A 14,285-nucleotide genomic window follows, 5' to 3' on the forward strand; every position below is an offset into this window, starting at 1 on the left:
TCCTTGGACCACCAACGCGTGTCCACTGTCGGGGAGCGACCCCCTCAGCGAGCAAGATGATCGTATCGCATGATCGTCGGGCGTGCACATCGCCGGGTGCCGGGAAGGCGGAGGGAATAACCGGGGACCGTCTCCTGTTACGTCGCGCAGCGAACGTCACACCCCACAGGAGGCACCCCACCATGGCCGCAGACGCCGCAGAGGAGATCCGGGGCACCGCCCACGGCACCGCACCCGTCCCGCTCTCCGTGCTGGACCTGGTGACCGTCGGCGCGGGCCGGACCGCCACCGACGCGCTGCGGACCAGCGTGGACATCGTCCGCCTCGCCGAGTCCCGCGGCTTCCACCGCTACTGGGTCGCCGAGCACCACTCCATGCCCGGGGTGGCCTCCTCCTCGCCCGCCGTGATCCTGGCGCACCTCGCCGCGCACACCGGGCGCATCCGCCTGGGCTCCGGCGGGGTGATGCTGCCCAACCACGCGCCGCTGGTCATCGCCGAGCAGTTCGGCACGCTGGAGGCCATGGCGCCGGGGCGGATCGACCTCGGCCTCGGCCGCGCCCCCGGCACCGACGGCGCCACCGCGGCCGCCCTGCGCCGCTCCGACCGGCTGAACGAGGGCGCCGACGACTTCCCCCAGCAGCTCGCCGAGCTCACCCGCTTCCTCGACGACGACTTCCCCGACGGCCACCCCTACCGCCGCATCCACGCCGTCCCCGGCCCGGTGCAGGCGACGTCACCCGGCGGCGTGCAGTCCCCGCACCGCCCGCCCATCTGGCTGCTCGGCTCCTCCGGCTTCAGCGCCCGGCTGGCCGGCATGCTCGGTCTGCCGTTCGCCTTCGCCCACCACTTCTCGGCCCAGAACACCGTCCCCGCCCTGGACCTCTACCGCGAGACCTTCCGCCCCAGCGAGGTCCTCGACGCGCCCTACGCCCTCATCGGCGTCTCCGCGCTCGCCACGGACGACGAGAAGGAGGCCCGCCGCCAGGTGCTGGCCGCCGCGCTCAACATGGTCCGGCTGCGCACCGGCCGCCCCGGCCTCGTCCCCACCCCCGAGGAGGCGGAGGCGTACGACTTCAGCCCCATGGAGCGCGAGTTCATCGACTCCTGGAACGCCAACGTCATCCACGGCACCCCCGACGAGGTCCGCACCGGCCTGGACGACCTGCAGAAGCGCACCGGCGCCGACGAGCTGATGATCACCGCCAACGCCCACGGCGGCGACGTACGCCTGCGTTCCTACGAACTGATCGCCGACGCCTACGGATTGCCCACGCCCGCCTGAACCCCGGGCGTGCCCAGCAGCTCGGAGATGCGGTCCGGCGACACCGGACGGGAGTACAGCCAGCCCTGACCGGTGTCGCACCCGATCCGGCGCAGCCTTGTCGCCTGCGCCGAGGTCTCCACGCACTCCGCGGTGACCGTCAGGCCGAGCCGGTGGGCGAGCTGCACCATCGCCTCGACGATGACCTCGTCCGCCGGGTTCGGCGGGGCGGCGGCGCGCTCCTCGTACTGGAAGCCCCGGACGAAGGAGCCGTCCAGCTTCAGCACCGACACCGGCAGCCGGCTGAGGTAGGCCAGGTTCGAGTAGCCGGTGCCGAAGTCGTCGATGGCGATGCGCACGCCCATGTCGCTGAGCGCCTTCAGGGCCTGGATCGGCCGGCCGGACGACCCCATCACCGCCGACTCGGTCAGCTCCAGTTGCAGCAGCTCCGGCGCGAGGCCCGTCTCCTCCAGGGTGTCGGCGACGTCCGTCACCAGGTCGGAGTCCCACACCTGGCGGACCGCCACGTTCACGCTGACGAAGATCGGCGGCTCGTCCGGGTGCTCCACCTGCCAGTCGCGGGCCTGCCGGCAGGCGGTGCGCAGCACCCAGCGGCCCAGCGGCACGATCGAGCCGTCCTCCTCCGCCAGTGAGATGAACCGATTCGGCGTCAGCGTGCCGAACCGCGGATGGTTCCAGCGGACCAGCGCCTCCACGCCGTGCACCCGGTCGTCCTCCATGCCCACCAGCGGCTGGTACTCCAGCGCGAACTCACCCCGGTCGATGGCGGGGCGCAGCGTGGAGGCGAGGGCCTGGCGGGTCACGCGGGAGGCGTTGCGCTCCGGGTCGAAGAGCGTCCAGCGGGCCTTGCCGTCGGCCTTCGCCCAGTACAGCGTGGTGTCGGCGGCCTGCATCAGCGCGGTGGGCGTGGTCCCGGCGGCATGCCGCTCGACCACCCCGATCGACGCCGACACCGACAGCCTGCGCCCGGAGAGGTCGAAGGGCGCCTGGATCGCGTCGAGCAGCGACTCGGCGAGGTCGGCGAGCTGCTCGGTGCCGGTGGAGTCCTCCACCAGCAGCGCGAACTCGTCCCCGCCGAGCCGGGCGACCAGCGGCGTGCCGGTCCTGGCCGCGTCCTTCGCGCAGCTCTTGAGCCGCTCGGCGACGGCGGCAAGGAGCTGGTCGCCGACGCGGTGGCCCAGGGTGTCGTTGATCGCCTTGAACCCGTCCAGGTCGAGGTAGCACAGCCCGATCCGGCCGGTGCCGCCCTCCTCGTACGACTCCGCCTCCAGCGCGGCCGTCAGCCGTTCGAAGAACAGGGTGCGGTTGGGCAGCCGGGTCACCGGGTCGTGCATCCGCAGGTGCCGCAGCTGCGCCTGGAGCTCGTGGTGGTCGCCGATGTCGGCGACCGACAGCAGTACGCCCCCGTCGTCGGCGGGCAGCGGGGAGACCGTCACCCTCACCCACAGCGCGTGCCCCTCCGGGTGCTTCAGCCGACGGGTGCAGCGCAGCCGGGACCGCCGTCCGCTCAGCAGCTCCCGGTAGGCGTGCCAGGTGCGGGCGTCGGAGGCCAGGTCCACCAGATCGGCGGCGACGGCACCGGGCAGGGTCTCCGGGTCGCGGCCCAGCAGGGTGGCGAGGGCCGCGTTGGCGCCGGTCACCATGCCCTCACGGTCGACGACGGCCATGGCGAGCGGCGCGGCCGTGAAGACGGAGCGGTACGACGGGGACGGCGGGGGGGACGGGGACGGCGGGGGCGGGGCCTCCGTACACGGAGACGTGGTGATCTCACTCTCCGTGACCGTCGGCCGGTTGAGTTCCGCCGCGGGCGCCGGCCCTTCGGACGTTCCGCTCACCGCTCGCTCCCGCAGTGCACTCGATCGCTGTCCGTGCAGAAAGTCTCAGAGTCTCAGGAAAGTGTGCCGATCATAAGGGCCCACGCCGGGGCCTTCCAGTCACTGTCCGGTCTCCAGGGCGGATCCGCATCCCTGTCCGACCATTTCCGCCCGCCGGTGGACGGCTTCTGTGCTCCTCCGACCAGTTGTGACGTTCCGTGAGTGCGCGGAGTGCCGGTCCCGCCCGGACATCCGCGTTTCTCACTCGTCCGGTGCAGCCGAACAGGGCGTAGTGCGACAAATGTGCACAGTCTGGGTGCGGTGTCCCGTGAACCGTCTCCCGGAGGTCCCCGTGCCGCGTCAGCTCACCCCGAGAGGACTCGGCCGTGAGGCTCTCCGGCGGAGGCCGGCACGACTGAGCCGATCGGGTGTACCGGGTACGCCGGGGGGCGCGGGCGTACGGCCCCGGCTGCGCAGCACCGCCGCGATGTGCACCACCATGTCGGCGCTCGCGGCGACCTCGCTGGTGAACGTCCCCTCCGTCACCGAGCCCTTCTCCGCCGCACCCTGCGCCCTCACCCGCACCACCGCCCACCACTCCGAGGGCCTGGACACCTGGAACACCGCCTACCCCCGCCCCGCCCGGCGCCTGGACGCGGTGATGGTCTTCCTCTCCTTCCCCGACTCCCACCCCCTGACCACGCCCGCCGAACTCACCGCCGACCACTTCCCCGCCACCAGCCACTTCTTCGAGCGGGCCTCCTACGGCAGGTTCACCCTGCGCCCGCACCCCCTGCGGCAGTGGTTCCGCATGCCCCGCCCCTCCACGGAGTACGCCATACAGCGCGACTGGACCGTCACCGACCGGGCCGCCTACCTGCGGGACGCGCTCGCCGTGACCGACCCGCACGTCGACTTCTCGCGCTACGACATCGTGTACCTCGTCGCCGACCCGGACGCGCCGGGCGTGGACTCCGACGCCACGAAGGTCGTCAACCTGGACACCCCGCTGCACGCCGACGACACCGACATCCGCCGGGTCGTCACCGTGTTCGAGAACCACCCCCCGGACCGGCTCGTCCTCGCCCACGAGACCGGCCACGTCTTCGACCTGCCCGACCTCTACCACCGACCCGTGGACGGCAAGGGCGACTGGGACACCCACGTCGGCGACTGGGACCTCATGGGCAGCCAGTTCGCCCTCGCCCCCGACCTGTTCGGCTGGCACAAGTGGAAGCTGGGCTGGCTGGGGGCCCGGCAGGTGCGGTGCGTGCAGGACGCGGGGCCGGTACGGCTGACGCTGGAGCCGCTCGGGGCGGGACCGGGGACGCCGGTGACGGGCGCCGCCGGGGCGCCCTCCTTCGGGCTCGGCCGGGGCATCAAGCTCGCGGTGGTGCGCACCGGCCCCGACAGCGCGCTCGCCTTCGAGGCCCGGGGGCCGGTCGGCAACGACATGCGGGCCTGCCGGCAGGGGGTGCTGGTGTACAGGGTGAGCAGTGGCACCCGGTCCGGACGCGGCCCCGTCGAGGTCGTCGACGCCCACCCGCACACCGAGGCGTGCTGGGAGGACTCGGTCTACCCGCCGCTCGCCGACGCCCCGGTCGCCCTCGGCGAGAGCTTCACGGTGCCGGGGACGACCGTACGGGTGGAGGTGGAGGGACGTACGCCGTCGGGGTCGTGGACGGTGAGGATCACCACACGGTAGACGCGACGAAGGCCCCTCGCTTCCGCGAGAGGCCTTCACCGTGTCGTGCGCCGCCAGGGACTCGAACCCCGGACCCGCTGATTAAGAGTCAGCTGCTCTAACCAACTGAGCTAGCGGCGCCTGCTGACGTCGTAGACACTAGCATCACGATCGGCGGGAGGAAAAATCGAAATCCGCACGGCCGCGCGGGCCGCCCGCACGGCCGCCCACAGCAGCACCTCCGGGCCCGGCAGCCAGGGGTGACGGGTGTCCGGGGCGACGAGCCAGCGGGAGCCGGAACGGGGGGTGGGCGCGGGGACGGTCACCGCGTCGCCGGTGCCGTGGCACAGCAGCGGCGGGACACCGTCCGTGCGTGAGCCGTGGGCGCCCCACTCCTCCCACTCCATGAGGGCCGGGAGCCGCTGCGCCGTGCCGGGCGCGGCGAACAGCAGCATCCGCCCCCGGAACTCCGCCACCGGCCCCGACCCCGGCCCCTCGTCCCACATCCGGTCCAGCATCCGCCGCCCGAAGATCGTGGGCACGCTCACCACGTCGAAGACCGCACCGCAGGGCAGCACGACCGGCGCGTCCGGCCGCTCCCCCCAGTGCGAGAGCGTGCTGCGCGGATACGTCCCCGCCGAGGCGAGCCAGGCGGCACCGTCGGGGGTGACGCCGCTGACGCCGGAGGCATTCCGTGTGCTGCTCATGACGGACAGGTCTACCCTGAGTGAGGGAAAGCTTCCGCAGGGTTGCGGGAATCGGGGACGCGGGGGCGGGGGAGGGGGTATCTTGCCCGCCCGGCATATGCGGATGCGCGTCTGTACCGTCTGCACAAGGCCGTACGAGCCGTACGGGCCTTGGGAGCCATACGGACCGGGCGGGCCGTACGCGCTATACGGGATCGGCGTGCCCGGAGCCGCCGCCCTCGCCGCCCCTCATCAGATCCCGGCCGAACTCGACCATCTTCTTCGCGTAGTCCTCGGTCCACTCGGCGCGCTCGGCGATGTCCGCCGGCGTCAGCCGGTCGAAGCGGCGGGGGTCGGCGAGCTGGGCCGCCGCCACCGCCTGGAACTCCGTCGCCCGGTCCGCGGCGGCACGGAACGCGAGCGTCAGCTCGGTCGCCCGCTCCAGCAGCGCGCGGGGATCGTCGATCGACTCCAGGTCGAAGAAGTGCTCGGGGTCGGAGGCCGCCTCCGCGGGCTCGAACAGCAGGGGCGCGGGGCGTAGCCGCGGCTGGTCCCGGCGCGGCGTGTGCTCCGCCATGACTTCTCCTCCGTACGTCGCGATCGCCCCCCTCGTCTCGGGCGGGCCACCGTCCATTGTCCCGCGCCCCCGCAAGAGGGCCTGAGGGCCACATCCCCGGGCACCGCGTGAATGGCTTCCCAGCCGTCCGGGCCGTATGCATGGGCTTGCTGTTCCCCGCTGGGGACCTCGAGAGCGGCGCGGCAGCCGTGAGCGCCGCTACGGTGGCAAGGTGACGGCGGCACCGGTGATTCCTCTGATCAGGGTGCGGCGCGGGAAACCGGCGTCGATGAGATCACCCGGGAAGTTTTCCGGCTCGCTTGCGCAGGTGTACGGAGGTGCCGGCCGAGACGAGGGCGGCACCCGCCGGCAGGCAGACGAAGACGGTGACCGACGTGGAGACGTACTCCACGGTCGACCCGTCGGAGTACACGCAGGCGCTTCGAAGAGGCCAGTACGACTGCTCGACGGCCGCCAGGTCGGCGCCGGCGTCGTTCCGGCTCGCGCACAGTTCGGGGAAAGGCCCACCCATGGTGACGGAGAACCAGCCGTAGCAGTACACCGCCACCGCCGAGGAGGCCAGGATCAGGGCGACGAGCGCGTGGATCCCGGGAACGGGCAGCGGCGGGTGGTTCAGCAGGATGAGGACCACCACGATGCCCACCGCCGCGGTGACCAGGCTCGCAGCCAGCAACGCGCCCATCGGGAACATATGAGGCCTACCTCTTCTCTTCCTTCTGTGCGGCAGCGCGAACATGGACCGTTGTTCCCTGCCGAGGGCTTCGAGGGTGCGGAGGCGGGCGGTGAACACGAGGATGCACCGCCGCAGGCATGCGTCGCTGTCACCCGCGGCTGCCATGCCCCGGGATACACTGCTCCGCTCCGCCACGACCGGAGGTCACCTGAGTGTTCCCCGCATGGATACGTACCGGTGCTCCGTCGGCCCTGATGATTCTCGCCCTGTCCGGCTGCTCTTCCCTCTGGGGCTGCACCGACACGGTTGCGGAGCGCGGTGAGGCCGGTGTCAGGGTGCGGGTCGAGGACACGTCCGGGCAGCCTCTCGGCGTCACCGCCGAGGTCGTCGACTGGCGCCTCGAGCCCCACCCGCAGGTGCCCTCCGAAGGCGATCAGGTCTACTTCCACTATCGCTTCGACGGCGTGGACGAGAGTTCCGGCCCCGCGGTGGACGCCTGTGCGGTCGATGAGGAGCGCGTGGCGTTGGGGTGCCATGTGGTCTTTTCGTCCGGGGCGTTCAGGCGGGACGGTGGCCTCACGGGCGACAGTTGGCTCGCCGTCGAGCACCCGGAGCGGGTTGCCGGAGTGCTCTTGATCCCCAACGACCAGTCCTACGACGGACGAACCTGTGAGGAGGACATCAAGGACGGGGGCGGTCCGCATCCCCCGGAACCGGCCGCCATGGGAGACCAACTCTAGGACGTCCTTCAGCAGGCGGTCCTGCGGTGGCGTACGAGGGTCGAGACCAGGGTGGGGCAGAGGCCTTGGAGCACTTACCGGCCCTGGAACGGTTCGAGCGCTTTTCCGGCCGCTGGACCATGCGGTGTCCGACTTTGTCCGCCCTCGTTCGGCTGCCGCACCGCGTGGGTTGTCCCTATCCTGGCGTCATGAGCACCTTGCGTGAAGAGCTGCACGAGCTGATCGACCGGCTGCCGGAGTCGCAGGTCGCGCCGATACTGGCTCTCGTGCGGGAGAGCACTCCGGCCGAGGACGGTGGGGAGGAGTGGCCGCTGCCCGACTTCGTCGGCGCGCTGTCCAGCGGCAAAGGCGACCTGGGTGCTCGCTCCGGTGAGATCCTCCGCGCGGAGATGGGACGCGAAGCCGAGTGATCATCTGGGACACCGGGGCGCTGGTCGCCGCCGCCGACACCGACGACCAGGACCACGCCCGCTGCGTCGAGCTGATGCGACGCACCCCCCGTCCGCTGCTGGTGCCCTACCCGGTGCTCACCGAGGTCTGCTACCTCTTGGAGCGTGAGCACGGCACCCGTGCGGAGGCCGCCTTTCTGCGTTCCGTCCGTACCGGACAGATCAGCTTGATTCCCTTGGCGGCCCAGGACATCGACCGCATGGTCGAACTGGTGGAGAAGTACGCCGACTTCCCCCTGGGCGCGGTCGACGCCTCCGTCGTCGCCGTTGCCGAACGACTTGGCGCGGATGCCATCGCCACCCTCGACCGACGCCACTTCAGCGTCGTCCGCCCCGTGGCCCCCTTCTCCCTCACCCTGCTGCCGTAGCCGCGAGCGGTCGAGGTTGCCGGTCAAGGCCGCCAGGCCACCCGGTGTTCCGACAGGTGTGCCAGGACCGCGTGGTTCGCCTCCCAGCCGTCCGGGAACTTCACCAGCGTGCCCAACTGGACCGGTTCCGTGGACGGGTAGTCGTCCAGCAGGTTTGTCACTCCCTCGCGGCAGACCACGATGCAGGCGTGACGGTGGCGGGAGGCCAGGACGCACAGGCGGCCCGTCTCCAGGTGGAAGGCGGTGGCGTCGGGGCGGCCGGAGAGGGGGTGGAGGACGACCGTGACGTCGTACTCGCGGCCCTGGAGACGGTTGGCCGTGTCCACGGTGACGTCCGGTACGCCGAGTTCCGTGAGGGCCGCCCGTACGGCGGCGGCCTGGTCGCGGTGGGCGGTGCCTACCGCGATGCGGTCGGCGGTGAGGGGGGTGGGGTCCGGGGAGCGTTCGGAGGTCGCCGCTCCGCCCCGGTCCAGGAGGCGGCGGACCACCAGGGCCACCGCGTGGACCGCCTCCGGGTCCGTGCGCGGGGTGTGGCGGGCGGGGAGTTCCAGCAGGCCCCAGCCGGACTCCGCCGCCTCGTCGATCACCCGGTCCGGGGCCGAACCGTCCGGCGGGACGGAGAAGGTGAGCCTGCGGTCGCCGTGATTCGTGCCGCTGCGGAACGGGGTGTACGGGTAGAAGGCGTCGGACACCAAGGGCGCCGCTGATGCCGGGAGGCGCCAGGAGACCGGCAGGCGGTGCTGCGGCAGTTCCGGGTTGTGGGCGAGCAGGGTGGTGACCGCCGACGCCGACGGGTCGTACGACAGGCTCGCCCACTGCTCGCTGCCCACGATGGAGAAGGGGTCGAGTTGGCCCGGGTCGCCGACGAACAGCGCACGCTCGAACAGTCCCGCCACGGCGAGCAGCGCGTCCGAGCGCATCTGGTACGCCTCGTCGACGATCGCGTGCTCCCACGGCTCCACGCCCTTGACGTGCGCCCACTTCGCCGCCGTGGAGATCACCACGGGCAGACCGGTGAGATCGGCCGCCTTCGCCGACGTGCGGACGTGGTCCAGTGCGTCGAGCGCCTTGTCGTAGGGGTCCGTGTCGCTGCTGTGCAGGCGGCCCACCGGCAGGTCCGGGTTCTTCTCGGCGAGGCGGAGGACCAGGTCGTCGACCTGGGCGTTGGTCTGCGCCACGACCATCAGGGGGCGGCCCGCCTCCGCCAGTTCCAGGGCCGCGCGCACCACCAGGGTGGACTTGCCGGCACCCGGCGGGGAGTCGACGACGACACCGCGCGCGGTGCCGCGCAGGGTGTCGCGGAGGATCGCGTCGGTGGCGCGGGTCGCGGCCGCCCCCGGGTCGAACACGGCCTGCTGGGCGGGGGCGGTCACAGCACGTCCTCCTCGGTCACCGGATCGGCGGGCTCCGGTACGGTCTCCTCACCCGGCGGGCCGCCATGGGTCCACGGTGTCTCCTCCGGGTCGGGCAACTTCGCGCCGCCGCGCGGTTCGTGCTCGAACAGCGTGAAGCACACGCGGTCGCCCTTCTCCGGGACCGAGCCCTCCTCCGGCTCCTTGCCCCGGCCCATCTTGTCCATGACGCGGAGGACCACCAGACCGCCCTCCGGGCCGTCCTCGTAGCCGACGAACTCCGCCGTCTGCGGCTTCCCGCCCAGCGAGCGGTACACCCGCACCCGCTCCCCGAGGTGCGGGCGGTCGTCCGTGCGGACGGTGACCAGCGGGCGCGGGCTCGGCCGCCTGCTCTCGCTGTACGCCATCACCACATCGACCACCTCGCCCGCGAACGCCTCCCCGGACAGCCGCCGGGCCGCCATCACCAGCGGGTCGTCGAGCGCCTCCTGCGCCTCGAGCCGGGCCTGCTCCCGCTCGCGCGTGGCGAGCTTGTTGGCCGCGGTGACCGCGTCGTCGCGGCGCGGCTGCGGCGGTTCACCGGCCGCCACCCGGTCCCGGTGGCCGGTGAACGACCAGCGGTCGCGCGTCCAGCGTTCCTCGACGCGCGCCCCCTCCGGGAGTCTCGCCAGCAGGTCGAGGCCCCGCCACACCGCGTCCCACGTGGGGCGCGTACGGCTCTCCACCAGCGCGCGGATCTCCCGCTCGGCGGCGGTCAGCGCGCCGAGGCGGTCGTCGGCCTCCAGGCCGTCCTCCGCCGCCGCGAGTGCCGTACGGGCCCGGTCGTAGCGCTCGATGGCCGGGGCGAGCAGCTTGTTGTCGAACGCCGGGTCGGTCGCCGGGCCCGCGGGCGGGCACAGCAACTGGCCGGCCGCGTCCCGCGCGAGCTCCGCCTCCTGCGCGGCCTCCGCTCCCGAGCGTCCCTCGGGCGGGTCGATCCAGGCGAGCAGCGCCCCCAGGTGCTGGTCCTCCAGGGAGGACTGCCCGGTCGCCCAGTGCCGGGCCAGTACGTCGCTCATGGCCAGCAGCAGCGAGGAACCGGGCACCCGGGCCCGCTCCCCGAAGTGCGTCAGCCACCGCCCGAGCAGCGGCACCCGGGGCGGCGCCGGGAACGGGGCCTCCGGATCCTGCTCCGCCGTGCGCCGGAACCGCATGGACCGGCCCAGGAGCCGTACGAGGTCGATGCCGGCCCGGGACGGCACGATCAGCTGGGGCGCGTCCGCGCACAGCTCCACCTCGACCTTGACCCGCTTGCCGGTCTCCGGGTCGGTCTCGGCACGCTCGGCGGCCTCCACGACGTCCGCGAAACCGTCGACGTACGGCAGCACCACGTCGGCCAGCTCGGCCAGGAACGCGAAACGGAGGTCACGGTCACGCGGCTGCGGTACGACGAGCAGCCGGGGCGCGTCCCGGTCGGTGCCCACCAGCGCGCCGAGCGGGGCGCCCGCCTCACCGGCGGTGATGAGCGGCACGAACACCAGGGGCCGCGCGGAGAGGTGCCGGTGCCGGACGGTGGCGGCGGGCTGGGCGCGGCCGGTGCTGACGGCCTCCAGCCGGGCGAGGGTGGCGATCAGGGACAAGGAGCCACCTCCAGCGGGGCCGCCGCCTCCAGCGCCTCCGCGCGCAGGGCCGCCGCCCTGCGCAAGGCCGCCACCGCCGGGTCGTCGGGGTCACCCGCCTCCCCGCGGGCCGCCGCCAGCACCTCCCCGACCGTCGTCAGACCACCCAGCTCCGCCCGCACCGGACGGCCCAGGCGGGTCACCGCGCCCTGCGCGCGGGAACGGTCCCGGCAGTGGAAGGCCAGCTCGCACGCGGACAGGCACTCCGGCGCGTAGGTCGCCGGGACCGCCTCCACGGCCTCGGCCAGCCGCTCGGCGGGCAGCTCCGGCGAGAAGCACGTGCCCTCGGGGAGCGTGTCGGCGATCTCCTCGATCCTGGTCAGCCGGTCCAGCTGACGGGCGGTCACCGCGCGCTGCTTGCGCACGTCCACGGCGGACGCGGTCGGCAGGTTGGAGAAGTCCTTCGGGCACACCAGCAGGATCCGGTGGCGTACGCGCGGGGCCGGGTCCAGTCGCGCGGCCAGCCGCTCCAGGGCCAGCACGTACACCGCCGCCTGACGCGCCGCCGCGCCGACCTTCGCCGGATCCGCGGCACCGTCCAGCATCGGGAAGGACTTGATCTCCACGACCGTCCAACTGCCGTCCGGGTGCACCACCACCGCGTCCGGCTCCAGGAAGGCGGGGGAACCCGCGACCTCGAGGGCGAGCATCGGGTGGTCGAGCAGCGTCCACACGCCGGGCGCCTCGCCGGCCTCGCGCAGCGCCAGCTCCGTACGGGCCGTACGGCCCCGCGGGCCCTGGGCGGTCAGATCGGGCACGCGCGCCCCGGCGGGCGGTTCGGCCGCGCGGTCCAGCTTCTCGTGGGCCAGGCGCAGCAGTTCCGTACCGCCGTCCGCCTTGACCTTCGCCTCGAACGCGTTGCCCCGTACGAACGCGAACTGGGACTGGCCGAAGACCGACGGTGAGCCCAACGCGTCGGCCAGCACCGCCTTGTTCACCCCGGCGCCGTCGAGGATCGCGCGCCGTCTGCAGCCCGGGTTGGCGGCGAGGGCGGCCAGGGCGCGCGCGTCCAGCGCCTTGGCCGGGACCTCCGGGCCGCGCAGCTCAGCGAGCCGGTGCCGGAGCTCCTTCTCCCGCGTCCGAGGGGGAGGCACCCGGTTCGGTTCCTGTTCCGTACCGTGGCTCGGGGTGCCGCTGCCGTGGAATTCGCTCACCCGCGGAAGTGTGGCATCCGGCACTGACATTCGGGGAACCGGTGGCGGAGGAGTCCGCCGGGACGGCTGTGGCGCGGGGCAGGAAGCGGGCCTTCACCCGGTCCGCGTACCGCGTCACGACCGGGGTGAGCAGCAGGCCGGCGCCCATGACGGCGGCGCCCGCGGCCGCGTCGAGGAAGTAGTGGTTCGCGGTGCCCATCACCACGATCGTGGTCACCAGCGGGTAGACGACGGCGGCCGTCCTCGTCAGGCGCGTGCGCCCGTACCGCCAGAGGATCACTCCGCACCACAACGCCCAGCCCACGTGGAGGCTCGGCATCGCCGCGTACTGGTTCGTCATCCCGCCGAGCCCGCGCGGGGCGCTCGCCTCGCCGCCCCACCAGCCGTACGCGCTGTAGTGCGCCATCGTGTCGACGAAGCCGTGGCCCGCTTCGAGCAGCCGGGGCGGGCAGGTGGGCAGCAGGGTGAAGCCGATCAGACCGAGGAAGGTGGACGTCATCAGCCAGGTGCGGGCGGCGCGGTAGCGCACCGCGTGGGAGCGGAACAGCCAGATGAGGACCGCCGGGGTCACCAGGTAGTGCAGCGACGCGTACCAGAAGTCGGCGGGTATGCCGAGCCACGGCTCACGGGTGAAGAGACGGTTCAGCGGGTGCTCGGCGTTGAGGTACAGCGCCTTCTCGATACGCAGGATCGCCAGGCCGTGGTCGACGGCGTCGGAGACGTCCCCGCGGACGACCAGCCGGCCCGCCGAGTAGCAGGCGTACACCAGGACGATGAGCGGCAGCTCCCTCCACCAGCGCAGCCGGATCGCCGGGGCAGCCTCGGTGCCTGGTGCCTCGGTGTGCGGCATCCGATCGCTCCCCCTTCGTTCTCGCGCGGTGCTCCGTTCAGCGGCCAGCCACTCTACGGTGTGCGCGCGTCCCCCGTGACACGTCCTCGGCCCTGAGAGACGCACGGATCGCCCCCTGGGTTGCCCGTGACCAGGGTGCGCGATGATGGGGGAGTCCCGCCTGCGAATTTTCACCCGGAAGGTCTCCCATGGCACCGCGCATCCTGCTGGCCCGGCACGGACAGACCGAGTGGTCACTGTCCGGCAAGCACACCGGCAGGACCGATGTGCCGCTTCTGGAGGAGGGCCGGCGGGGCGCCGAGCTGCTCGGCGAGCGTCTGCGCCGGGCGCCGTACGACGGGCTGCCCGGTGTCGAGGTGCGCACCAGTCCGCTGGTCCGCGCGCGGGAGACGTGCGAGCTGGCCGGGTTCGGTGACCGCGCGGAGAACTGGGACACGCTCATGGAGTGGGACTACGGGGCGTACGAGGGGATGACGCCGGCGGAGATACAGGCGGTGCGGCCCGGGTGGCTGATCTGGCGGGACGGGGTTCCGGAGGGGGAGACCCTGGCCGAGGTGACGGCTCGCGCGGACGAGGTGGTGGCCTGGGCCCGGTCCGCCGACCGTGACGTGCTGGTCTTCGCGCACGGGCACATGCTGCGTTCGATCGGTGCGCGTTGGCTCGGCCTGCCGATCGGGTTCGCGGCGCGTATCCGGCTGAATCCGACTTCCCTGTCGGTGCTGGGGTGGGCGTACGGGGAGCCGGCGGTGGAGTCCTGGAACGAGACGGGGCATCTGGCGGCTGCGTGAGGCTGCCTGACGGCCGGTTGCGTGGCCCAGTGCTCACAGGGTGCCCGGTGTCGTGGCTGGGCGGGGGTGGGTTGCGCTGCCCGGCGCTTGCGGGGTGCCTCCCCCACTCCCGGCTCCTCCCCCACTCTCGGCTTCGCTCGAGCGGGGGGACCCCCATGAGCGGGGGGACCCCCATCGCCCACCCGTGCCGCCCTGGGGGTACCTCCCAG

At 72.8% G+C, this 14,285-nt stretch carries 14 protein-coding genes and 1 tRNA gene; 6 read left to right on the top strand and 9 right to left on the bottom strand.

What is annotated here, in order from left to right; all coding sequences use genetic code 11:
• The first annotated feature begins 182 nt into the window (after positions 1-182).
• A complete protein-coding gene (locus IH50_RS0129515) occupies positions 183-1,283 on the top strand; it encodes an LLM class flavin-dependent oxidoreductase (protein ID WP_030868898.1) in 1,101 nt (366 codons plus the stop codon).
• Here the strand turns inward: IH50_RS0129515 and IH50_RS0129520 are convergent.
• Positions 1,259-3,118, bottom strand: coding sequence for a putative bifunctional diguanylate cyclase/phosphodiesterase (locus IH50_RS0129520; protein ID WP_030868901.1), 1,860 nt, complete (start codon positions 3,116-3,118; stop codon positions 1,259-1,261). The genes IH50_RS0129515 and IH50_RS0129520 overlap by 25 nt on opposite strands.
• 331 nt (positions 3,119-3,449) lie before the next feature.
• On the opposite strand from IH50_RS0129520, the gene IH50_RS0129525 reads away from it, so the two are divergent.
• Positions 3,450-4,802: a M6 family metalloprotease domain-containing protein gene (locus IH50_RS0129525; RefSeq protein WP_078914134.1), complete on the top strand. Its 1,353-nt coding sequence runs from the start codon at positions 3,450-3,452 to the stop codon at positions 4,800-4,802.
• Positions 4,803-4,848: 46 nt separating this feature from the next.
• On the opposite strand, the gene IH50_RS0129530 is transcribed toward IH50_RS0129525, so the two are convergent.
• The 4 genes from IH50_RS0129530 to IH50_RS0129545 form a co-directional block, all read right to left on the bottom strand.
• Positions 4,849-4,922 (bottom strand) — tRNA-Lys (locus IH50_RS0129530).
• Positions 4,913-5,488, bottom strand: a complete 576-nt coding sequence (locus IH50_RS39165) for a bifunctional DNA primase/polymerase (RefSeq protein ID WP_030868905.1) — start codon at positions 5,486-5,488, stop codon at positions 4,913-4,915. Before IH50_RS39165 ends, IH50_RS0129530 begins: the two co-directional genes overlap by 10 nt.
• Before the next feature lie 184 nt (positions 5,489-5,672).
• Positions 5,673-6,044, bottom strand: coding sequence for a hypothetical protein (locus IH50_RS0129540; RefSeq protein WP_030868907.1), 372 nt, complete (start codon positions 6,042-6,044; stop codon positions 5,673-5,675).
• A 274-nt stretch (positions 6,045-6,318) separates the two neighbouring features.
• A complete protein-coding gene (locus IH50_RS0129545; protein WP_158801322.1) occupies positions 6,319-6,882 on the bottom strand; it encodes a hypothetical protein in 564 nt (187 codons plus the stop codon).
• Positions 6,883-6,971: 89 nt separating this feature from the next.
• On the opposite strand from IH50_RS0129545, the gene IH50_RS0129550 reads away from it, so the two are divergent.
• From IH50_RS0129550 to IH50_RS0129560, 3 genes are all read left to right on the top strand, one after another.
• A complete protein-coding gene (locus IH50_RS0129550; RefSeq protein ID WP_037873089.1) occupies positions 6,972-7,457 on the top strand; it encodes a hypothetical protein in 486 nt (161 codons plus the stop codon).
• Between the two features lie 188 nt (positions 7,458-7,645).
• A complete protein-coding gene (locus IH50_RS0129555; RefSeq protein ID WP_030868917.1) occupies positions 7,646-7,867 on the top strand; it encodes a hypothetical protein in 222 nt (73 codons plus the stop codon).
• Positions 7,864-8,274: a type II toxin-antitoxin system VapC family toxin gene (locus IH50_RS0129560; RefSeq protein WP_030868920.1), complete on the top strand. Its 411-nt coding sequence runs from the start codon at positions 7,864-7,866 to the stop codon at positions 8,272-8,274. The genes IH50_RS0129555 and IH50_RS0129560 overlap by 4 nt, the downstream gene beginning before the upstream one ends.
• Positions 8,275-8,297: 23 nt before the next feature.
• On the opposite strand, the gene IH50_RS0129565 is transcribed toward IH50_RS0129560, so the two are convergent.
• From IH50_RS0129565 to IH50_RS0129580, 4 genes are read right to left on the bottom strand one after another with little or no spacing between them, the layout of a single operon-like run.
• Positions 8,298-9,647, bottom strand: a complete 1,350-nt coding sequence (locus IH50_RS0129565) for an AAA domain-containing protein (RefSeq protein ID WP_030868934.1) — start codon at positions 9,645-9,647, stop codon at positions 8,298-8,300.
• Entirely contained in the window at positions 9,644-11,245 is a 1,602-nt protein-coding gene (locus IH50_RS0129570; protein WP_030868938.1) for a hypothetical protein, read from the bottom strand. Before IH50_RS0129570 ends, IH50_RS0129565 begins: the two co-directional genes overlap by 4 nt.
• Positions 11,236-12,378, bottom strand: coding sequence for a hypothetical protein (locus tag IH50_RS0129575; protein ID WP_030868940.1), 1,143 nt, complete (start codon positions 12,376-12,378; stop codon positions 11,236-11,238). The genes IH50_RS0129570 and IH50_RS0129575 overlap by 10 nt, the downstream gene beginning before the upstream one ends.
• A complete protein-coding gene (locus IH50_RS0129580; RefSeq protein ID WP_030868943.1) occupies positions 12,329-13,288 on the bottom strand; it encodes a phosphatase PAP2 family protein in 960 nt (319 codons plus the stop codon). The genes IH50_RS0129575 and IH50_RS0129580 overlap by 50 nt, the downstream gene beginning before the upstream one ends.
• Positions 13,289-13,476: 188 nt before the next feature.
• On the opposite strand from IH50_RS0129580, the gene IH50_RS0129585 reads away from it, so the two are divergent.
• The gene (locus IH50_RS0129585) at positions 13,477-14,076 is read left to right on the top strand and encodes a histidine phosphatase family protein (RefSeq protein WP_030868945.1); all 600 of its coding nucleotides are present in this window, start codon (positions 13,477-13,479) and stop codon (positions 14,074-14,076) included.
• The last annotated feature ends 209 nt before the right edge of the window (positions 14,077-14,285 follow it).

The organism is Streptomyces sp. NRRL S-37 (assembly GCF_000721605.1).
Classification (GTDB): domain Bacteria; phylum Actinomycetota; class Actinomycetes; order Streptomycetales; family Streptomycetaceae; genus Streptomyces.

Excerpts from the sequence above, each read along its gene's own strand:
- IH50_RS0129515 (WP_030868898.1), top strand. The coding sequence starts at position 183 with ATGGCCGCAGACGCCGCAGAGGAGATCCGGGGCACCGCCCACGGCACC.
- IH50_RS39165 (WP_030868905.1), bottom strand. The coding sequence starts at position 5,488 with ATGAGCAGCACACGGAATGCCTCCGGCGTCAGCGGCGTCACCCCCGAC.
- IH50_RS0129540 (WP_030868907.1), bottom strand. The coding sequence starts at position 6,044 with ATGGCGGAGCACACGCCGCGCCGGGACCAGCCGCGGCTACGCCCCGCG.
- IH50_RS0129545 (WP_158801322.1), bottom strand. The coding sequence starts at position 6,882 with ATGGCAGCCGCGGGTGACAGCGACGCATGCCTGCGGCGGTGCATCCTC.
- IH50_RS0129550 (WP_037873089.1), top strand. The coding sequence starts at position 6,972 with ATGATTCTCGCCCTGTCCGGCTGCTCTTCCCTCTGGGGCTGCACCGAC.
- IH50_RS0129555 (WP_030868917.1), top strand. The coding sequence starts at position 7,646 with ATGAGCACCTTGCGTGAAGAGCTGCACGAGCTGATCGACCGGCTGCCG.
- IH50_RS0129580 (WP_030868943.1), bottom strand. The coding sequence starts at position 13,288 with ATGCCGCACACCGAGGCACCAGGCACCGAGGCTGCCCCGGCGATCCGG.
- IH50_RS0129585 (WP_030868945.1), top strand. The coding sequence starts at position 13,477 with ATGGCACCGCGCATCCTGCTGGCCCGGCACGGACAGACCGAGTGGTCA.